18 protein-coding genes are annotated in these 20,142 nt (G+C 65.0%); 12 read left to right on the forward strand and 6 right to left on the reverse strand.

Annotated elements, in window-relative coordinates:
- The first annotated feature begins 183 nt into the window (after positions 1 to 183).
- From ACXJKC_RS19675 to ACXJKC_RS19685, 3 genes are all read left to right on the forward strand, one after another.
- Positions 184 to 609, forward strand: coding sequence for a hypothetical protein (locus ACXJKC_RS19675; RefSeq protein WP_456698446.1), 426 nt, complete (start codon positions 184 to 186; stop codon positions 607 to 609).
- 65 nt (positions 610 to 674) lie between these two features.
- On the forward strand, positions 675 to 2,234 hold the full coding sequence (guaA, locus tag ACXJKC_RS19680; RefSeq protein WP_456698447.1) for a glutamine-hydrolyzing GMP synthase: 1,560 nt from the start codon (positions 675 to 677) through the stop codon (positions 2,232 to 2,234).
- A 50-nt stretch (positions 2,235 to 2,284) separates the two neighbouring features.
- Positions 2,285 to 2,926, forward strand: a complete 642-nt coding sequence (locus ACXJKC_RS19685; protein WP_456698448.1) for a hypothetical protein — start codon at positions 2,285 to 2,287, stop codon at positions 2,924 to 2,926.
- Here ACXJKC_RS19685 and nhaA read toward each other — a convergent pair.
- Complete coding sequence (nhaA, locus tag ACXJKC_RS19690) at positions 2,917 to 4,197, reverse strand: Na+/H+ antiporter NhaA (protein WP_456698449.1); 1,281 nt, start codon at positions 4,195 to 4,197, stop codon at positions 2,917 to 2,919. The genes ACXJKC_RS19685 and nhaA overlap by 10 nt on opposite strands.
- Before the next feature lie 101 nt (positions 4,198 to 4,298).
- Between nhaA and ACXJKC_RS19695 the strand changes: the two genes are divergently transcribed.
- Positions 4,299 to 5,798, forward strand: a complete 1,500-nt coding sequence (locus ACXJKC_RS19695) for a gamma-glutamyltransferase (RefSeq protein ID WP_456698450.1) — start codon at positions 4,299 to 4,301, stop codon at positions 5,796 to 5,798.
- A complete protein-coding gene (locus ACXJKC_RS19700; protein WP_456698451.1) occupies positions 5,798 to 6,838 on the forward strand; it encodes a glycerophosphodiester phosphodiesterase in 1,041 nt (346 codons plus the stop codon). The genes ACXJKC_RS19695 and ACXJKC_RS19700 overlap by 1 nt, the downstream gene beginning before the upstream one ends.
- On the opposite strand, the gene ACXJKC_RS19705 is transcribed toward ACXJKC_RS19700, so the two are convergent.
- From ACXJKC_RS19705 to ACXJKC_RS19715, 3 genes are read right to left on the reverse strand one after another with little or no spacing between them, the layout of a single operon-like run.
- Positions 6,771 to 7,028 carry a PspC domain-containing protein gene (locus tag ACXJKC_RS19705; protein WP_456698452.1) on the reverse strand — a complete coding sequence of 86 codons (258 nt, stop codon included), beginning with the start codon at positions 7,026 to 7,028 and terminating at the stop codon, positions 6,771 to 6,773. The two genes, ACXJKC_RS19700 and ACXJKC_RS19705, sit on opposite strands and share 68 nt — an antisense overlap.
- Positions 7,003 to 7,248, reverse strand: coding sequence for a hypothetical protein (locus tag ACXJKC_RS19710; RefSeq protein WP_456698453.1), 246 nt, complete (start codon positions 7,246 to 7,248; stop codon positions 7,003 to 7,005). Before ACXJKC_RS19710 ends, ACXJKC_RS19705 begins: the two co-directional genes overlap by 26 nt.
- Positions 7,245 to 8,384 (reverse strand): PspC domain-containing protein, encoded by a 1,140-nt coding sequence (locus tag ACXJKC_RS19715; protein ID WP_456698454.1) that lies wholly within the window; start codon positions 8,382 to 8,384, stop codon positions 7,245 to 7,247. Before ACXJKC_RS19715 ends, ACXJKC_RS19710 begins: the two co-directional genes overlap by 4 nt.
- A 135-nt stretch (positions 8,385 to 8,519) precedes the next feature.
- Between ACXJKC_RS19715 and ACXJKC_RS19720 the strand changes: the two genes are divergently transcribed.
- From ACXJKC_RS19720 to ACXJKC_RS19735, 4 genes are read left to right on the forward strand one after another with little or no spacing between them, the layout of a single operon-like run.
- A complete protein-coding gene (locus ACXJKC_RS19720) occupies positions 8,520 to 9,776 on the forward strand; it encodes a PspC domain-containing protein (protein WP_456698455.1) in 1,257 nt (418 codons plus the stop codon).
- Positions 9,773 to 10,411, forward strand: a complete 639-nt coding sequence (locus tag ACXJKC_RS19725) for a response regulator (protein ID WP_456698456.1) — start codon at positions 9,773 to 9,775, stop codon at positions 10,409 to 10,411. The genes ACXJKC_RS19720 and ACXJKC_RS19725 overlap by 4 nt, the downstream gene beginning before the upstream one ends.
- A 32-nt stretch (positions 10,412 to 10,443) precedes the next feature.
- Positions 10,444 to 11,187: a DUF2817 domain-containing protein gene (locus ACXJKC_RS19730; RefSeq protein WP_456698457.1), complete on the forward strand. Its 744-nt coding sequence runs from the start codon at positions 10,444 to 10,446 to the stop codon at positions 11,185 to 11,187.
- 44 nt (positions 11,188 to 11,231) lie between these two features.
- The gene (locus ACXJKC_RS19735; RefSeq protein ID WP_456698458.1) at positions 11,232 to 14,345 is read left to right on the forward strand and encodes a BTAD domain-containing putative transcriptional regulator; all 3,114 of its coding nucleotides are present in this window, start codon (positions 11,232 to 11,234) and stop codon (positions 14,343 to 14,345) included.
- On the opposite strand, the gene ACXJKC_RS19740 is transcribed toward ACXJKC_RS19735, so the two are convergent.
- Together ACXJKC_RS19740 and ACXJKC_RS19745 are read right to left on the reverse strand one after the other, a co-directional pair.
- Complete coding sequence (locus ACXJKC_RS19740; protein WP_456698459.1) at positions 14,320 to 15,126, reverse strand: ABC transporter permease; 807 nt, start codon at positions 15,124 to 15,126, stop codon at positions 14,320 to 14,322. The genes ACXJKC_RS19735 and ACXJKC_RS19740 overlap by 26 nt on opposite strands.
- A complete protein-coding gene (locus tag ACXJKC_RS19745; protein ID WP_456698460.1) occupies positions 15,123 to 16,097 on the reverse strand; it encodes an ATP-binding cassette domain-containing protein in 975 nt (324 codons plus the stop codon). Before ACXJKC_RS19745 ends, ACXJKC_RS19740 begins: the two co-directional genes overlap by 4 nt.
- 116 nt (positions 16,098 to 16,213) lie before the next feature.
- On the opposite strand from ACXJKC_RS19745, the gene ACXJKC_RS19750 reads away from it, so the two are divergent.
- The 3 genes from ACXJKC_RS19750 (at position 16,214) to zwf (ending at position 20,139) form a co-directional block, all read left to right on the forward strand.
- Entirely contained in the window at positions 16,214 to 17,917 is a 1,704-nt protein-coding gene (locus ACXJKC_RS19750) for a cation:proton antiporter (protein WP_456698461.1), read from the forward strand.
- A gap of 127 nt (positions 17,918 to 18,044) precedes the next feature.
- Positions 18,045 to 18,569 carry an OsmC family protein gene (locus ACXJKC_RS19755; RefSeq protein ID WP_456698462.1) on the forward strand — a complete coding sequence of 175 codons (525 nt, stop codon included), beginning with the start codon at positions 18,045 to 18,047 and terminating at the stop codon, positions 18,567 to 18,569.
- 133 nt (positions 18,570 to 18,702) lie between these two features.
- Positions 18,703 to 20,139, forward strand: a complete 1,437-nt coding sequence (zwf, locus tag ACXJKC_RS19760; protein ID WP_456698463.1) for a glucose-6-phosphate dehydrogenase — start codon at positions 18,703 to 18,705, stop codon at positions 20,137 to 20,139.
- The last annotated feature ends 3 nt before the right edge of the window (positions 20,140 to 20,142 follow it).

The raw sequence follows: 20,142 nt of genomic DNA on the forward strand, positions 1-20,142 counted from the left end.
CCCTTAAGGGGGCGGCCTCGACCCATTTCCATGCCCTTTTGCACCTGCAGTGGCCGCACCTACCACCACTAGGCGAGTGTGGGATGGGATGAATATCCATCAAAGACGTGGTGTGGGCGGGATCGTGGCGTCCGAACGCTCTCAGCGTGACATCCTGACGCGATGAAACGTAGAAGAGGATGGATGCTGCGCATCGTTGCGCCAGCAGGAGTGAGCCTTCTGCTGGCAGCTGCTTTTGTGCTGCTCATGGCATGGACCAGCAGCGTGACGGTCAACACGGCTCCCGGCCCCGGGGGCTATCAGATTTCCACGGGCTGGCCGATGGTCTGGGTGACCCAGACATCGTCGGCTACGCCCCCGCTGCCTGGGGAGATCCACTTCGGTTCGCCTTGGGAGAATCCGACAGACATCGATGCGCTTGCCCTCGCGCTCAATATTCTGGTGCGTTGGATAGCGGTGATGGTCTTGGTCTTCGCGCTGTTCGGACTGCGCAAGCGTCCAGACAGCACAGAACCCGACCGAGAGGGAGATCACCGGCCGGGTTCTGTTGTGCCACGAGGAGCAGCACATGATCTAACGGGAGGGAGTGCTGTTAGATCCACCCTGTAAAACGACCGTCCGGTTCAAGGGTTACGACGTTCATCAAGAAAGTTCTCGACCGGTAGAGTAGCCCGGTGAGCTCCGAACATGATCTTGTCCTTGTCGTCGACTTCGGGGCACAGTATGCCCAGCTGATCGCCCGCCGTGTCCGAGAGGCTCGGATCTACTCCGAGATCGTCCCGCACACGATGCCGGTTGCCGAGATGCTGGCCAAGAAGCCTGCTGCGATCATCCTGTCGGGTGGGCCGTCGTCGGTATATGAAGAGGGCGCTCCCCACCTCGACGTCGCGCTGTTCGACGGACAGACTCCGGTATTCGGGATCTGCTACGGCTTCATGGCCATGGCTCAGGTCTTGGGTGGCACAGTCGCCCACACCGGGCAGCGTGAGTACGGGCGCACCAACGTCAACGTTGTGGAACCTGGCACTTTGTTAGCCGGTTTGCCGACGACCCTGGATTCATGGATGTCGCACGGTGACGAGGTCGTGACCGCTCCCGACGGCTTCTTGGTGAACGCCAGCTCACCCCGTGCGACGGTGGCCGCTTTCGAGGATGCCGATCGGCGCCTGGCCGGCGTCCAGTGGCACCCCGAGGTTTTGCACAGTGAGCACGGCCAGCGGATCCTCGAGAAGTTCCTCGTGGACATCGCAGGCTGCCGTCAGAGCTGGACCAGCAGCAATATCGTCGATGAACAGATCGACCTGATCCGTGAGCAGGTCGGCGACGCGCGAGTCATCTCTGCGCTGTCAGGCGGCGTGGACTCCGCGGTGTCGACGGCGCTCGTGCAGCGCGCGATCGGCGATCAGCTGACAGCGGTGTTCGTGGATCATGGGCTGCTGCGCCAAGGCGAGGCCGAACAGGTCGAGAAGGACTACGTCGAGGCCACGGGCGTCGATCTGAAAGTCGTCGACGCGAAGGACCAGTTCCTGGGCTTCCTGGCCGGGGTCACCGACCCTGAGGAGAAGCGCAAGATTATCGGTCGCGAGTTCATCCGCGTTTTCGAGGCTGCTGAGCGGGAGGTTCTCGCGACGCCGGGCGCCCCGGTGAAGTTCCTGGTGCAGGGCACGTTATATCCCGACGTCGTCGAATCCGGTGGCGGAACCGGCGCCTCCAACATCAAAAGTCACCACAATGTGGGTGGGTTGCCAGAAGATCTGGAATTCAGTCTGATCGAACCGCTGCGCACGTTGTTCAAGGACGAGGTGCGTGACGTCGGTCGCCAGCTCGGCATCCCCGAGGCGATTGTGGGACGCCATCCGTTCCCTGGCCCGGGACTCGCGATCCGGATCGTGGGAGCCGTCGACGAGGAACGCCTCGAAGTGCTGCGCAAAGCCGATGCGATCGTCCGGGAAGAGACGACCGCAGCCGGTCTCGACAACACGATCTGGCAGTTCCCGGTGGTCCTGTTGGCCGATGTGCGGTCGGTGGGCGTACAGGGCGACGGACGGACGTACGGGCATCCCATCGTGTTGCGGCCGGTGTCGAGCGAGGATGCCATGACCGCCGACTGGAGCCGGTTGCCGTACGAGGTGCTGGAGAAGATCTCCACTCGGATCACGAATGAAGTCGACGAGGTCAACCGGGTCGTGCTCGACATCACGAGCAAGCCCCCAGGAACCATCGAGTGGGAGTAGCCGTCTGTGGCACTTGTTAGGGTCGAGGAAGTCAATCGGGAGGCAACACCTTGAGTCAGACCGCTGCCAAGCGGCGCACCCTCGCGGTGGCCGCCGTGGTCGTTCTAGTAATCGCTACGGCACTCGTGCTGTGGAGGATGGGCGACGACGACAGTGAGGCCAAGCCTCTCGCGACACGTACGTCTGAGACCGCTGTGCCGACTGCTACCGCGACTCCGACGCCTTCGGCCACGACGCCGACCCCGAAGCCAGACAAGACCAAGGGGCCATGTGAGGGCCCCACGACGCAGTTCAACGTCGAAGGGGTCAAGCAGGACAGCTTGTTGCCTGATTGCGGTACTGCACCGGTGACGCAGGCCGAGGAGAAGAAGGCCGGTCTGGGGTTGGCATGTGGCGGCTCCTATCCTGTGATCCTCTACAAGACGACAACCAGCGGAGCCAAGACTTCGATCTGTGGGCGAGACGCATCCGGGGTCGACTTCCGGTTCGTCACCCAGGCATCTGGCGGCGAACCTGTCGACGCCAAGGGCGAGTACGACCCGTCGCTTGATGCCTTCGTCGCTGAGAACGATGGCGTGAGCTATGCCGTGCAGGCCTATGACGGCACCTTGTTGGTGACGAAGGACGGTCGGACGACCAAGCAGCCGTCCTCCGATTGGATCTCGCTCGACAACGAGTCGGACTACGACTGATAGACGTCGGGGACCCCGTCACCGTCGTCGTCCCGTCCTTCTGTCTCATGAAGGTCGGCGTAGTGACGATTGCGCAATCGCAGTAGCACTGAGGCGGCGATTGCTGCGGCCAACGAGCCAACCAGCACCCCGACCTTGACGTGCTCGTCAGCCGCGCTGCCGGGACCGTAGGCGAGTTCCCCGATCAGCAGGGACACCGTGAACCCGATGCCGGCAAGCATCGACAGACCGAGCACATCGATCCAGGCGAGGTCGTCGTCGAGCTCGGCCCGGGTGAACCGTGCGACCAGCCACGTCGTGCTGAACACGCCGACGGTTTTGCCCACAAGAAGGCCTGCGATGATACCGATCGTGACCGGATCGGTCAGCGCCGAGCGTAGCCCGGAGAATCCGCCGATCGCGACGCCCGCGGAGAAGAAGGCGAAGACCGGTACCGCGACGCCGGCCGAGATCGGCCGGAAGACGTGCTCGAAGTGTTCGGCCAGACCAGGCCCCTCGTGGCCCTTGCGGGTCAGCACCGGGATGGCGAACCCCATCAGCACACCGGCTACCGTCGCGTGGATCCCGGAAGCATGCACCATGGCCCAGATCGTGACGGCGAGTGGCAGCAGGATCCACCACGCGCGTACGCGTCGCTGAACCAAGATCGTGAACACGGCGAGGGGGATCAGTGCGGCGAGCAACCAGAGGATTTTGAGCTCGCTGGTGTAGAAGACCGCGATCACGATGATGGCCAACAGATCGTCCACGATCGCGAGGGTCAGTAAGAATGTGCGCAGTGCGGTAGGCAGATGGGTGCTGATCACCGCGAGCACCGCCAGCGCGAAGGCGATGTCAGTCGCTGTCGGAATCGCCCAACCGCGCATCGATCCGCCGAGGTTGACCAGGGTGAATATCGCGGCCGGCACGATCATGCCGCCCACTGCGGCGGCGATCGGGATAGCGGCCCGGCGCGGATCACGTAGGTCACCGGCAACGAACTCCCGCTTGAGCTCGACCCCAGCGACGAAGAAGAAGATCGCGAGCAGCCCGTCGGCGGCCCAGGCACCAAGCGACAGATCCAGGTGAAGCGCAGAAGGACCCACAACAGTGTCGCGCAGCTCGGCGTAGCCGTCGCCGACATTCGCCGCGATCAGGGCAGCGATTGCCGCAATGATCAGCAGGATTCCGCCGATGGTCTCCTGGCGCAGGATATCGGCGATCCGTGACGTTTCAGGCCATGAGCCTCGAGCCAGCAGGCCTGACTTCTTCTCGGGCGGGGTGTGCGTCACAAGATCTCCTCGGGGGTCGGCTGTTCCATGCCGACCAGGCTTCCCGGCGCACCGGAGTCCATCATACCCGCAAGCCACAGCGGGAGGAGTAGCCTGCCGAGATGCCTGACATCGCACTCGCCGCACCCAATGAGGCCTCAGCCGACGCAGGTGAGCAGGTGGCCCGCGCCGGCGGCAATGCGATCGATGTGGCACTCGCCGCCGCGCTCGTGACGATGGTCAATGAGGCGGGGATCGTCTCGCTCAGCTCCGGGGGATTCATCACGGTCCAACCGCCAGATGGCAGCGCGCCGCAAACGGTCGACGGCTGGATGGACATGCCCGGTCGGGGACAGGCGCTGGGCGCCGGAACCTGGGACATCGACACCGACTACGGCGGAGGCGTGACGGTGACGGTCGGCCCGGGTTCCGTGGCGGCCCACGGTTCACTCGCGGCATTCGAGGAAGCCCATCGCAGGTGGGGCAGCATCCCGTGGCGAGAGCTGGTGTCGCCCGCCGTCGAGGTGGCTCGGCGGGGTTTCCGGCTCAGCTCGGCATCGCGCTACTACCTCGAATACGTTCACGGCACGATCTTCGGATGGGATGACGAGAGCAGCGCAGCAGTCCACGATGTCCACGGCGATATCGAGACCGGCCTCATCGTGCTGCCAGATCTCGCCGCTTCGCTCGAGCTGATCGCTGCCGACGGTGCCAGTACGCTGCACACCGGTGAGCTGGCCAGGCTCATCAGCGATGACGTCGTGCGCCGGGGCGGGATCCTGAGTGCCGCGGACTTGGCGGCATACCGACCGGTGGTCCGCCCCGCGCTGCTCAGCAGAATCGGTGGATGGACGTTCGGAACGAACCCACCACCATCAGTGGGCGGGGTGTGCGTCGCGGCGATGCTGCGGCTGCTCGACGGACGCCCACACGGCGACTGGTCGCCCGATGACGTCGAGCACCTGGTCCGCGTGCAACGCGCAGTCCTGGGCCACCGTCTCGACGTACTCGACCACAGCGACGATCTGACACGGGACGGCGCTGCCTACCTCGACCTCGTCGACCGCGATCACCTGGCAGTTCTCGAGTCTGGGTCGACGGCACATGTGTCGGCGACCGACAGCGAGGGCGGGGCGTGCTCGGTCACGGTCTCGTCGGGCTACAGCTCGGGCATGATCGCGCAAGGCACTGGGATATGGCTCAACAACTGTCTCGGCGAGCAGGAACTCAACCCGCGTGGCCTGCACGGGCTTGCGCCGGGCACCCGGCTGTTGTCCAACATGGCTCCGACTGTCGGCCACCACGAGGATGGATCTGCGCTGGCGATCGGCTCTCCAGGTGCGGATCGGATCACCACGGCGATCGTCCAGGCTCTGGCCGGCTTCGTCAACGGCGGGCTCGGCCTGCAGCAGGCGATCAATCGGCCGCGGGTCCACGTGCACCGGGCCGGGCGCCGATCCGAGGTGATCAAGACCGAGACCGATCTGACGATGTACTACGGGGGAGTGGCCGCCACCTTGCGCCAGGCCGACGGTCACCTGGTCGCGGCGGCCGATCCGCGCCGTGACGGTGCCGTGCGTCTCGTGCATGGTCCGACACGAGCGGCACCGCATACGGTTTGATGGAACCTGTGTCCACGATCCCCATCGTCATCGGTCACCGCGGAGTTCCCGGTGAACGACTCGAACACACTCGCCCGTCCTATCTGCTCGCGATCGAGCAGGGCTGCGACTACATCGAACCCGATGTCGTCTCGACCAAGGACGGCGTGCTTGTCGTCCGGCACGAGAACGAGATCAGTGGTACGACAGACGTCGCGGCGCGGCCCGAATTCGCCGACCGGAAGACCACCAAAGTCATCGACGGTGTCCCGCACACCGGTTGGTTCACCGAAGACTTCACCCTCGATGAGATCAAGACCTTGCGGGCGCGCGAGCGACTGCCACAACTTCGGCCGCAGAACATCGGCCTGGCCCACACCGAACCGATTCTGACCTTCGATGAAGTGCTCACGATCGCGGAAGAGGTCAGCGTCGGACGGGATGAGCCGATCGGGGTGTACGTCGAGACCAAACATCCGACGTACTTCGCCGGGATCGGCCTGGATCTCAACGACCTGTTGATCGCCGACCTGGAACGTCGTGGGGCCAACCATTCAGCTGCCAAGATCATCATCCAGTCGATGGAGACCGGTAATCTGCGGGCATTGCGACCGCGCACCCCGCTGACGTTGATCCAATTGATGGACCGGCAGGGTGCTCCGTACGATCTGGTCGCAGCGGGCGACTCCAGGACCTACCGCAAGATGCGCAAACCAGCAGAGCTGGCGAAGATCGCCGAATACGCAGATGGGATCGGTCCCAACAAGAGCCAAGTCATCCGACGTGACCTGCGTGCTCGGCTGGCCGGTCCGACCAAGTTGGTGCGCAACGCCCACCGTCTCGGCCTGCTGGTGCACATCTGGACCATGCGCAACGAGAACAACTTCCTCCCGAACGATTTGCGGGTCGGAACCGACAAGGCCGCCCACGGCGATGCCGTGGGCGAGTACCTTGCCTTCTTCGATGCAGGGGTCGATGGGGTGTTCTCCGACTTCACCCAGACGGCTGTCCGGGCTCGGTCGCAGTGGTTGGCACGTCAGTCGCCTGCGCCCACACCGTGACGTTCTCTGGCCGACTCGGCATCAGGATCCATGCGACGGCGTAGGCGCACAGGCCTGTTCCGGCGCTGATCACGGTTCCGATCGCCACGATCAATCTGACGACGATGACGTCGAGACCGGTGTAGTCGGCGATTCCTGCGCAGACGCCACCGATCCACTTCTCGTCACGGTTGCGGGTCAGCTTCTTCATGCGTTACTCCTTCGGGGGATGATGAGGTCGGGGTCTTTCGAGTCGGCCACAGTGTCGCTGCGGTGCCGAGAACACCGATGACGATCAGTGCGCCGGCCGCTGTCAGGCTGAGTTCTCGGGGCGACAAGAGATCGCGCTCCCAGACCGCCCAGTTACCGATGATGGCCAGGAAGAACACGCCGAAGGCGAGATTCTCCCAGCGGAATGAATGTCTGGTCATTTGCGGATCACCTCGATCTGTCCGAGGCGCTGACTGATGTCGAGGGTCAGTGCCGGTTGGCTGGTGGACGGAACGTCCAGGTCGTTGTCGGTGCCGTTGGCGTTGCGGCCGAAGATCGAGATGTCGCCCGCGGACAGGTGGGAGGTGATGTCGACATTGAGCCCGCGGGGCACCAGCACCCGGGTCTGACCGACGCCGAGCCTCAGCTTCACCGTCCGCCCTGTCAGCGCCTCCAGGTCGTCGACCTGAGTGAGGTCGAGCTCCAGGAGGCCGACGCCGTGCTGGTACTTCGGCTCGAGTTCGCTGGCCGTCGTGGGTATCTGACGGTCCTCCCCGAATCCACCTTCGGGGACCAGGGAGCCCACCGCGAGTGTCACTGCCAGGAGGCAGCCGATCGCGATGAGTCCGCCGCCATTGCCGAAGAACGTACCGACCAGGAGACCGATGGCGACGACGCCGAGGGCGACCGCGATGTAGACCGTCCAAGGGATGCCCTTTTGCGTCTCCTCATAGATCCAGGTCGCGGCCAGCGCGATCAGGGTGACCGATGTGGTCAGGCCCAGCAGCGCGTGAGACTTCGAGCGGGGTGCGGCCGATGGAACAAGAATCTGTGTCGCACTGCCCGTTTCCGCCGAATAGTGCAGCGTCTGGGGGGTCTGGGCGGCTTCGCGTGCCTCACGGCGACGGCGTGGACGGATCCACACGAAGTACGCCACGATCGCGAACGGGATCAGCCACCAGGGTGCGCTGCCCCACCAGGACCAGCTGCCGTCGCCGACCGCCGACAAGACAGCCAGCACGACGGCACCGACCATGCCCGCGACGCGCACCTGCTCCTCGTTCTTGTCGAGGTTGAGCCAGTCGGCCGCGACGCTCTTCTCAGCGCCTTCGGACGGCAGCAGGAACCATGCTGCGAGGTAGATGATGGCGCCGGCGAAGCCTGCGAACGTCAGTACGGCGAGTACGACTCGCACGACGACGGGATCGATGTTGAGGTATCTGGCGGCGCCCGCGCAGACACCGGCGATGATGCGGTCGTCCTTCGAACGCCGCATGTCGGTGATGCTGCGCAGCTTGCGTGCGTCGAAGTCGTCGTCCGGCCCCGATGCTGTCGGTGGCTGCTGGGTGTCGTTCATAACCCCATCTTGTCGCGGGCAAGGGGTCCGGCACATCGGGTACGACCCTGAACCTACCCTTGGCCCGCTCAGGGGCGATCCTGATGGCGCACACACGCATGCCCATGTGACGATCATGGTGTGCCAGAAGACGCCATGACCTACCGCCGTGCCTATCGGCCGGCCGATCGCCGACTCATCGGCGGCGTCGCGACGGGGCTGTCCGAACACTTCGGCGTTCCGGTGCTGTACGTCCGGCTGGTGTTCGTCGTCGGCAGTTGGTTCAACGGCATCGGCGTCATCGCCTATCTGTTGCTGTGGCGCCTCCTGCCCCTGCAGGCTCCCGAACTGTCGCCCGGTCTGGAGTCCGCGACACGGCGGGGCCTGCGCACTGGGAGCGTGCCACGTCAGCGCGAGACCGTGCAGTCGGTCGCGCTCGTCGCGATGGGCATTGGCGTCCTTCTGGTGATCCAGGCGAGTGGACGAGGTGTCAACGGCGGCCTGTTCTTGCCGTTGCTGATCGGTGTCGTCGGCATCGCGGTGATCTGGCGTCAGCTCGACAACGCCGCCTGGGCGCGCTGGATGCGAGGCACTCAAGGCTGGGCCTTCGCCTCCAGGATCGCAGCGGGGGCCGTGTTGGTCCTGGTGGCGGCCCTGTACCTGCTCTCGCAGGAAGGCGGCTGGGGTGCGGCACTGGATCTGGCTGCCGCGTTGGTCATCGCTTTGTTGGGAATCGGTCTGCTGCTCGGACCGTGGATCGCCAATCAAGCCAGAGATCTCACCGACGAGCGACGTGAGCGCGTCCGATCGCAGGAGCGAGCTGATGTCGCCGCGCATCTGCACGACTCGGTCTTGCAGACTTTGGCGCTGCTGCAGAAGAATGCGGGTGACGCGGCGACCGTGGCGACACTCGCACGCCGCCAGGAACGCGAACTGCGGTCGTGGCTCTATGGCAGTGACGAGGAGTCCGGTGACTCGCTCGTCGGCGCGCTGAGACTGTCGGCCGCGGAGATCGAGGACGTCCACCATGTTCCGGTCGAGGTTGTCGCGGTCGGTGATTCGGCGCTGGACCCCGATGTCACAGCACTTGCACGGGCGAGCCGTGAGGCGATGGTCAATGCCGCGAAGCATGCGGGAGTGGATCGCATTGACGTGTATGTGGAGTCGGACGGACGGGCCGCCGAAGTCTTCATCCGAGACCGCGGCGTCGGATTCGACCTCGATACGATCGCCGACGATCGGATGGGTGTGCGTGGTTCGATCATCGGTCGGATCGAACGTCATGGTGGCACCGCTACGATCCGAAGTCAGCCAGGAGAAGGCACCGAGGTCGCACTTCGCGTCCCGATCCGGCGGGCCGAGTCTGAGAGCACCCATCCCGAAAACGCTGCAAGTGAAGAGGCCACATCATGACCCTGCGTGTTGCGATCGTCGACGATCACGCGATGTTCCGCACGGGCGTGCGGGCCGAGATCGAAGGTCCTGTCGACGTCGTGGCCGAGGCTGAGGACGTCGAGAGTGCCGTCACAGCCATCGCCGCGACGACACCTGACGTAGTACTGCTCGACGTACACATGCCCGGAGGCGGGGGACTCGAGGTGATCCGGCGGCTCCACGTGCGCCATCCCGACATGAAGTTCCTGGCGCTGTCGGTCAGCGATGCTGCAGAAGACGTCATCGGCATCATCCGGGCCGGCGCACGTGGCTATGTCACCAAGAACATCTCGGGCCCCGAGCTGCTCGACGCGATCAATCGAGTCGCGGCAGGTGATGCCTTCTTCTCGCCACGGCTTGCCGGATTCGTGCTGGACGCCTTCGCCGGGACGATCGAGATCGCCCAGGTCGACGAGGACCTCGATCGGCTGACCGAGCGCGAACGCGAGGTCATGCGATTGATTGCCCGTGGCTACGCCTACAAGGAAGTCGCCAAGGAGCTGTTCATCTCGATCAAAACCGTCGAGACCCATGTGTCGAGTGTCCTGCGCAAACTGCAGTTGTCGAGTCGCCACGAGCTGACCCGCTGGGCCAACGACCGGCGCCTGATCTAGCGTCCTCGCCGTAACCGGGTGATGATGGCCGCATGCGTTTGGTCGGCTTCGCGGGTGTGATGTGTGTCGGATTGCTGGTGCCGTCATTGGCGGTGCCGGCGCAGGCTGCCGAGGAGAAACGTCCGGCGGTGATCGAGAAGCGGGTCATCGGCAAGAGCGTCAAGGGCCGTGACATCGTGGCGTGGCGACTGGGCAATCCCCGTTCGTCCAAGAAGATGGTGCTGCTGGCCGGTATGCACGGCAACGAGAAGGGCGCGATCAAGACGCTGCGCGCCCTGCGTGACGGCCGACCGATCAAAGGCGCCGACATTTGGGTCGTCCCGGTCGTCAACCCTGACGGTGTTGCCAAGAACCGTCGACAGAACGCCCGCAAGGTCGATCTCAATCGCAATTTCTCGACCGGGTGGAAGAAGGGCTCGGGAGCGACCTACGGCGGCAAGCGGGCGTTCTCCGAGCCGGAGAGCCGGGCGGTGCGTGACTTCATCAAGAAGATCAAGCCGCGGTACACGATCAGCTTCCACCAGCCGCTCAACGGCATCGACATCCGCGATACCGGAAACAAGGCATGGGCCAAGCGCCTGGCCAAGTACATCCGGCTGCCCAAGAAGTCCTTCGACTGCTTTTCCAGATGCCATGGGACGTACTCGATGTGGATCAGACGGCATCACAAGAAGAGCGCTGTCATCACGGTGGAGATGGCCAAGAAGCCGTCTACCAAGTACCTCACTCGAACCGCTCCGCGCGCGATCCTGCGCAGTGTCAAAGCGACCCGCTAGCCGGCTTGCCTGATTGGAGGGTGGAGACAGGCACAATGGCGGGTGTGCTGGTATTCGTCCTCGGGCCGCTGCGGGTGTGCGTCGACGACCGAGAGGTCGACCTCGGCGGACCACGCAGTCGCGCGCTCATCGCCCGACTCGCCCTGGCCGGCGGGCGCCCCGTCACAGTGTCGACGCTGATCGACGATCTATGGGGGCAAGACGTTCCGACTGATGCTGTCAACGCACTCCAGTCGGTCGTCTCCCGCACGAGACGCCGACTTCCAGCCGGTGTCCTCGATTCGACGCCTGCGGGTTACGTCCTGCATGCCGACTCCGTCGATGCGCTCCAGTTGGAGACCTTTGCTTCAACCGGGCGGTTCGCCGAAGCGCTCGACCTCTGGCGGGGTGAGGCGCTTGCCGACGTCATGGAGTTTCCGTTCGCTCCCGCAGCAGCCGCCCGCCTCGAAGAGTTTCGTCTGACGGCGATCGAGTCGAGCATCCAGACGAGGGTCCGCACCGATCCGGCTGCCATCGCCGAACTGGCGCAACTGACGAAGGACCATCCCTATCGCGACGGATTCTGGCGGCTCTACCTCACCGGGTTGGCCGCGCAGGGCCGGCCCAATGAAGCGCTGGCTGCCTACGAGCGGTTTCGAACCCTCCTGGCTGAGGATCTCGGCGCGGACCCGTCACCGGAACTGCAGGAGCTACATCTCTCCCTCCTGCGCGGCGAGCACGGCACGCAGCGCAGCCACCCGTCATTGCCGGCCGGACTGACCAGCTTCGTGGGCAGGGAGAGCGCGATCGACGACCTGCAGGCGGCGCTCGTGGACCACCGGCTCGTCACGATCCTGGGTCCAGGCGGTGCCGGCAAGACCCGACTCGCGGTCGAGACCGCCCGAGCCGTCCTCGACAGATTCGAGGACGTGTGGCTGGCCGAGCTCGCCCCCGTCACTGGAGATGACGGCATCATCGGCGTCGTCCTGTCGGCCATGGGCCTGTTGGAGGTCGCGGTGCTGGACCGGCCGGCTGCGACGCACCGGCTCGATGAGCGCGCGCGACTTCTCGAGGCGGTGCGCGACGTCGAAGGGCTCCTGCTGATCGACAACTGCGAGCATCTCGTGGAGGCGGCGGCAACGCTCGCGGAGGACCTCCTGGCGCACGCGCCCAAGCTCCGTATCCTCACCACGAGCCGTGAGCCCCTGCGGATCATCGGCGAATTCGGCTATCAGCTCAACCCGCTCACGATGCCGGCTGCGGACAGCACAGTCGGCGAAGCCATGGCCCACAGCGCGGTCCAACTCTTCGTCTATCGCGCTCAGGCCGTCGACCAGTCGTTCGCCCTCACGGCCGAGACGCTGCCGGCCGTCCGGGAGATCTGCGTTCGCCTCGACGGTCAGCCGCTTGCGATCGAGCTCGCGGCCGCGCGATTGCGGACGTTGACGGCCGGACAGGTTGCCGCGCGGTTGTCGGATCGTTTCCGGCTGCTCACAGGTGGCAGCCGGACGGCCCTGCCTCGTCATCGCACGTTGCGGGCGGTCGTCGAATGGAGTTGGGACCTCCTGGACGAAGCTGAGCGTGACCTCGCCGAGCGGCTCGCGGTGTTCCCGGGCGGCGTGACGGCAGAGAGCGCGAGAGCGGTGTCACTCGCAGGCGATCACACCGAGGAACTCCTCGACTCACTGGCCGACAAGTCCCTGCTGGTGCCGGTCCGAGGTGACGCCCCCAGGTTCCGCATGCTTGAGACGTTGCGCGAGTACGGCGTCGAGCGGCTGATCGACCGGGGGATTGTGGAGACGGTGCGCGAGGCGCACCTGGCCCATTTCCTGACCATCGCCGAGGCCCAGGGCATGCTGCTTCGGGGACGCGGACAAGTCGCTGCGATGAGTGCGATCGACACCGAGCAGGCCAACATCATGGCCGCCCTGCGTTTCGCGGTGGACCGCGGCGACCGGTCCGCGGGAGCTCGCATCGTCGGCGGCCTGGCGTGGTACTGGTCGATTCGCAGCCAGCACGTCGAGGCGTTCACCTGGGCTGACCTGGTCCTTGCTGTCCCGGGTCGGATCGAACCGCACGACGAGATCTGCCTTCAGGCGCTGTCGATCACCGGCATCCTGGCCCGGTCGCACTTCGCCGCCGGGGACGACGCGGCGTGGCGCCCGCAGGTCGACCGAATCCTTGAGTTGTGGGACGCCCACCGGCCCGATCACCCGATCGTGCACGTGGTGTTGGCCGCAATGGAGTTCCTCGGGGTCGTGGGCGACCGCGTGCTTCCCGAGCCGACCGACATCTGGACCCGTGCCTCGACCAACCTGGTCCGTCTGGTTCTGCTCGACAATGCGGGTCGTATCGGTGAGTCGGTCGAGCTGATCGAGCCGACGATCGCGGAATTTCGCGGGATCGGCGATCGATGGGGGACCGCGATGGTCCTGTCGCAGCGCGCCACGCTCGAGTCATTGGACGGCCGATACGACGAGGCGCTCGTCACCTGGGAGGAGGCACTGGCCATGCTGGCCGAGCTGGGAGCTCTGGAGGACATCGACTTCTCCAGCATGAAGGTCACGGGTCTGCGTCTTGCCCTCGTCGGAGAGGACGGCCTGCCGGCTCTACGACGCGATATCGAGGCCGGTGTCGAGATCGCCCAGCGTTCCGGCAACCGTCGAAAGCAACTCGTCGCGCGCATGAATCTCGCGAGTTTGGAACATGTCGAAGGCAATGACGCCGCGAGTGTCGAGCACCTCGAATATGTCTTGGACAATGTCGACACCACCTCCGAATTCGGCAGCGGTCAGATGGAGGCAGCCATCCGGGCCGGCCTTGCCGTGGCGCGCTGCGGCGTGGGCGATTTCGACCTCGCCCAGCAGGAGCTAGTCACGGCCGGCCGGGTCGCGCTGGACACCAGGGACATGCCGATCGTCGCCGAGGTCGCGTCGGCGGCAGCCGTCCTGGCGCACAGTGCCGGCGATGATGAACGGGCCGCGCGGCTGGTCGGGATCGCGGAGTCGATTCGCGGTCGCGCCGACCTGATGAACCGTGATCTTCGCAGGCTCGTCGAGACCTTGCAGGAGAACCTGGGTCTCGCGACGTATGAGGCGCTGCGCGCCGATGGCCTCGCCCTCGAGCGGGGCGAGGCCATCGGCATGGCATTCCCTATGCTTTCGTCCGGTACGCCCTGACAGCAAGAGGTGCGAACACTGCCAGGATCAGACCGCTTGTGCCGAGCGCGATGAAGGCGTCCTGAGCAACCGGCCCACCTGTCAGTAGCCCGCGGATCGCGTCGGTCAGGTGAGTGACGGGATTGATATTGACCCAAGCGCGCAGCCAGCCGGGCATCGTGTCGGCCGAGGCGAACATGCTGGAGCCGAATGTCAGCGGGAACAGTGCCAGGAAGCCGATACCTTGCACCGAGCCTGCCTCGCGCATGATCATGCCGAGCCAGATCGCGATCCAGCACATACACCAGGCGAAGAACAGCACCAGGAGGAGCGCAGTGATGACCTTGACGGGGGAGGTGCCGGTGCGAAATCCCATGACGAGTCCGGCGATCATGGTCACGGCGATCGTGAGGGCGTATCGCAGACACTCCGCGATCGTTGCGCCGACCAGCGGTGCCGAACGGGGGGTCGGCAGCGACCGGAACCGGTCGAACACGCCTTCTTTGATGTCGGTGTTGAGGTTGACGCCGATCGCCACGGTGCTGAACAGCACGGTCTGGATCATGATTCCGGGCAGGACGAATTGCAGGTAATCGTGTGTCGATCCGGCGATCGCGCCCCCCAGGACGTACACGAAGATGATGAGGAACAGTGCAGGCTGCAGCGTCACGTCGAAGAACTGCTCGGGGTGACGCATCATCTTCTTGATCGAACGGCCGGCCAGCGACAGCGAGTGCCGCAGCCAGGGCAGCGACGAGGAGGGGCGCGCGACGGCGACCTCGGGGACGGTCATGGTCGTCATTTGACGAGCTCCTTTTCGGTGCCGGCAGGCGCTACGGAAGCGCCTTGGCCGGTGAGGGTGAAGAAGACCTCGTCGAGGCTCGGCAGACTCAGCGAGATCTCGGTGAGCGCGATGCCGCGGGCCGCGAGATCGGCGACGATCGAGGTGAAATGCTGTTCTGCCTCGATCGGGGTGGTCAGTAGGCCGCGAGCGGGCTCACCTACGGGACGTCCGGTGACCCGGCTGAGGACCGCGCGGATATCGGCGGTGTCGCGCAGGTCGGCGGGACGGATCTGCAGCGACCGTCCTCCCACGATCTGCTTGAGTTCCGACGCCGTGCCGTGTGCGATGACCTTGCCCAGATCGATCACCGTGATCGTGTCGGCGAGGGCATCGGCTTCCTCGAGGTACTGCGTCGTCAGAAGTACCGTGGTGCCCTCCGAGGTCAGCAGCCGCACCATGTTCCAGACGTCATCGCGCTTGCTCGGGTCGAGTCCGGTTGTCGGTTCGTCGAGGAAGATCACGGCAGGACGACCGACGAGGCTCGCGGCCAGGTCGAGGCGGCGCCGCATACCACCCGAGTACGTCCTGGCACGACGATCGCCGGCTTCGTCGAGACCGAATTGACCGAGCAGCTCGGCAGCTCGAGCCCGGGCATCGGGTCGGGTGAAGTCGAGGAGTCGGGCGAACAGTTCGAGGTTCTCTCGGCCGGTCAGCTGTTCGTCGACGGAGGCGTACTGTCCTGTGAGGCCGATCGAACGGCGGACCGCATTGGGATCCTTCATGACATCGTGACCCGCGACGATCGCGGTGCCGGCGTCAGGACGCAGCAGCGTCGCGAGGATGCGCACGGCAGTGGTCTTGCCGGCGCCATTGGGCCCGAGGACTCCGAGCACGGAACCTTCGGGCACGGACAGATCGATGCCGTCGAGTGCTTTCGTCGCGCCGTAGTGCTTCGTGAGCCCTTCGGCGCGGATGGCGTAGTTGGTCATGTCGACCAGCGTGATCGACTGCGCTGGCACCTGGCTGTCAGAGCGCTGACGCCTGGTCGTTGTGCTGACAGTTGATCGTCAGGCTGCACCCAGTTTTCGATGAGAGGATCGACGGCATGGACCTCACGATCTTCGCGGTGCTCGCTTTGACGGTGATCGTCGTCTCGTCGGTAGTCGCCCCGAAAGTGGGGGTCGCCTCGCCGCTGGTTCTGGTCGCGGCGGGCTTCCTGCTCGCCCTGGTGCCGGGCGTTCCGCGCATCGAGCCGGAGCCCGAACTGATTCTTGCCGGTGTGCTGCCGCCTTTGCTCTACGCTGCTTCGGTCAACATGCCGGCGATGGATTTTCGTCGAGACCTGAAATCGATCGGCTGGCTGTCGATCGTCGTCGTGATCTCCTCGGCCCTGGCGATCGGCTGGGTCGTCCAGCTAGTCGTGCCGAGCCTCGGCTTTGCCGAGGGGTTCGCCTTGGGTGCCATCGTCAGTCCGACTGATGCGGTGGCGACGTCGATCGTCAAGAGGACCGGTGTTGCGCCTCGTCTGGTCACTGTCCTCGAGGGCGAGAGCATGATCAACGACGCCTCGGCGTTGGTGTTGTTGCGCGCGGCGGTTGCGGCCACCGGAGTCTCGGTCTCGCTGATCGACGTGTCGGTCGATTTCGTGGCCGCGATCGCGATCGCAGCGGTGATCGGTCTGGTCGTCGGCGCGATCAGTATCGGCGTGCGAGCCCGTCTGTACGACGCGACGATCAACACGGCCATCTCGTTCGCCGTCCCGTTCATCGCCTACGCGCCGGCGGAGCATTTCGGTGCATCCGGGCTGGTCGCCGTGGTCACGACCGGGCTTGTGACGGGGTATTGGGGTCCTTCGGTGCTTCGCGCGCAGGACAGGCTCGCGGAGTCGGTCAATTGGCGCACGATCGCCTTCCTGCTCGAAAGCGGCGTGTTCTTGTTGATGGGACTCGAAGTCGGACCATTGGTCGACAGCTTCCGGGCGGAGGACGGAAGCGTCGGGCAGCTGGTGCTGCTGAGCGCGATCTGTCTTGGCATCTTGCTCGTGGTTCGTGCGGTGTACGTCGTATTGCTGCTGTGGAGTCTGCTCAAGGATCGGCAGAGCATGAAGCGGGCCGAACCGCGGTTGACCCGGATCCGGGACTATCTCGCGAGCGACGAGGGGCAAAGCCTGTCGGAGCGACGTCTGCAGCGCATTCACCAGATGGTGACCAGACGCGAGGCGGATATGCGCTTCTACGAGGAAGAACGGCTCGATCGGCGTTCGGGCATCGTGTTGGTGTGGGCAGGGATGCGCGGAAGCGTGACCCTCGCGGCCGCGCAGACATTGCCGACCGAATTCGAGCAGCGTGAACTGCTCATCCTGGTGGCCTTCACGGTCGCAGTTGCTTCGCTGCTGTTGCAGGGCGGGACCTTGGCCTGGGTCGTGCGGGGCCTGGGGGTCGAGTCCGACCGTCTTGACGTCGAACGTCGGCAGGAGGCCGCGCTGTTCGCGATGCTGACCGATGTCGCGACGTCGAGGTGCGACGAGGCGATCTCGGAGGGGATCGACGGCCGTTCGGTGGAGGACGCGGTGGTGACGCAGGTGCGCGATGACAGTCATGTCGACAGGACGACCCGGTGGGCCGGCGAGGATGGCGAACGAAGCCGACAACGTCTGCGTGACTACGCCGATCTGCGCCGTGCGGTGCTGGCCGACCAACGCGATGCGTTGATCGACGCGCGGGCGTCGGGGCGTTTCGACTCCGAGATCCTCACTCAGATGTTGCGCCGAGTCGATGCGGGCGACATAGCCATCGACCGCATGGAGTGAACCTGCGAGGACTGATTGATATCACGAGTGAATGGCCGCAGTTGCGTCTTCTCGCATCGTGAGAGGGCGACTCGTCCGCTGTTGCACTGGTCGATGATGAGTGTTCGCACTCACCGAAGGACCACGCATGACGATTGAATCAGTGACCCGCCTCAACGACGTCGACCTGGAAGCTGTGGGTGGGCTCGTCCAGACCATCGCGGATGACCCGGCCAAGGCGCAGACGACGTGGGCAGCGCATGTGACCTGGAAGGGCGGCTTCGCCTCTGAGGCGCGGGTGCGCAAATTCGACCCGACCGGCTCGGATGAGCCGACGATATTGGGCGGCGGAGACACGGCGGCCAATCCGGTCGAACAGCTCCTGTCGGCGCTGGGCAACTGCCTTGCCGTCGGTTACGCCGCGAATGCGTCCACAGCGGGTATCGCGATCGATCAGCTGCGGGTCGACCTGAAGGGGAATCTCGATCTGCAGGTGTTTTTGGGGCTCGCCGAAGGTCATGCCGGCTTCGACTCGATCACCGCGAAGGTCTCGCTGACGTCAGACGCTTCGCGCGAGGAGCTCGAGGCGCTGCATGCCAAGGTGCTGGCGTCCTCACCGGTCGGCCACACGCTGCGCAACGCGGTCCCGGTCGAAATCCAGCTGGTGAGCTGACCGGAGCTGACGGGCGAGGGAGACGTCGCTCGGATCGTCGAGCCGGTTGAAGTAGCGGTTGACGTCGCCGGGCTGAGACTCCCTTCCCCTCGCTGAGGTTGCGCATCCGGCGTGGCGGGTAGAGGGTCAGGACATGGACGAGCCTCATCTGATCGTGCTCTTCGGCGCCACCGGCGATCTGGCCCGGCGCAAGCTGTTGCCCGGCATCATGCACCTGCTTCAGTCCGGGCTCGTGCCCGAATCGCGCATCATCGGGGTCTCGCTCGACGAATTCGACGATGACGGTTTCCGCAGGTTCGCCGAGGAGGCATATCGGGAGTTCAGCACGCGCCCGATTGATGACGCGCAGTGGGAAGAGTTCGCACCCAAACTGTCGTACGTCAACGTCAAGGCCGGACCGGAAGCGCTGGCTGCTGCTGCCGCGGCGCTCGAGGCCGAACTGGGCGGCTCCCCGCGGCGGCTGCACTATCTGAGCGTCCCGCCCAAGGCAGCACTCGACGTCGTCCGCACCCTCGACGCGGCTGACCTGGTAGAGCGTTCGCGCATCATCATGGAGAAGCCGTTCGGCACCGACCTGGCCAGCGCCAAGGCGCTGAACGCCCAGATCCACGAGGTGTTCGACGAGTCACAGATATTCCGGATAGATCACTTCCTCGGCAAGGAAGCCGCACTCAATATCCTGGCGTTCCGGTTCGCGAATGGCCTGTTCGAGCCGATCTGGAACCGCAACTTCATCGACCACGTGCAGATCGACGTGCCTGAGACCCTCTCTTTGTCGGGCCGTTCGGGATTCTACGAAGGGACCGGTGCGTTCAAAGACATGGTCGTGACGCACCTGTTCCAGGTGCTGGCGTTCATGGCGATGGAACCGCCGACATCCTTGGACTCCGACTCGATCTCGGAGGAGAAGAACAAGGTGTTCCGTTCGATGCTGCCGCTCGATCCGCACAGTGTCGTACGCGGTCAGTACCAGGGATATCGCGACGAAGAGGGCGTTGCGCCAGACTCCGAGACCGACACGTTCGTCGCGCTCAAGGCCGAGATCGACAACTGGCGCTGGGCCGGCGTCCCGTTCTACCTGCGCACGGGCAAGAAGCTGGCAGAAGGGGCGCGCATCATCTCGATCGCCTTCCGGGAGCCTCCCAAGAGCATGTTTCCGGCCGGCTCGGGAGTAGGGCTGGCCGGACCGGACCACCTGACGTTCGATCTGGCTGACGCCTCACGTCTCTCGCTGTCGTTCTACGGCAAACGTCCTGGGCCCGGTATGCGGCTCGACAAGCTCAGCATGCAGTTCGCGATGCAGGAGACCGAGCGGGCCGGGCAGGTGCTGGAGGCGTACGAGCGGCTGATCTATGACGCGATGCGTGGCGAACGGACGCTGTTCACGACGTCTGCGGGCATCGAGCGGCTGTGGGAGATCTCCGAGCCGCTCCTGGCGGATCTGCCGCCGGTGCGTCCGTACGCGGCCGGAACATGGGGACCCAATGCGATCCATCAGCTCATCGCGCCGCGGGCCTGGCGGTTGCCGTTCGAGCGGAGTTGGCGGCGGCCCAATCCGAGCGCCGAGTGAGCC

Source organism: Aeromicrobium sp. P5_D10 (assembly GCF_054049535.1).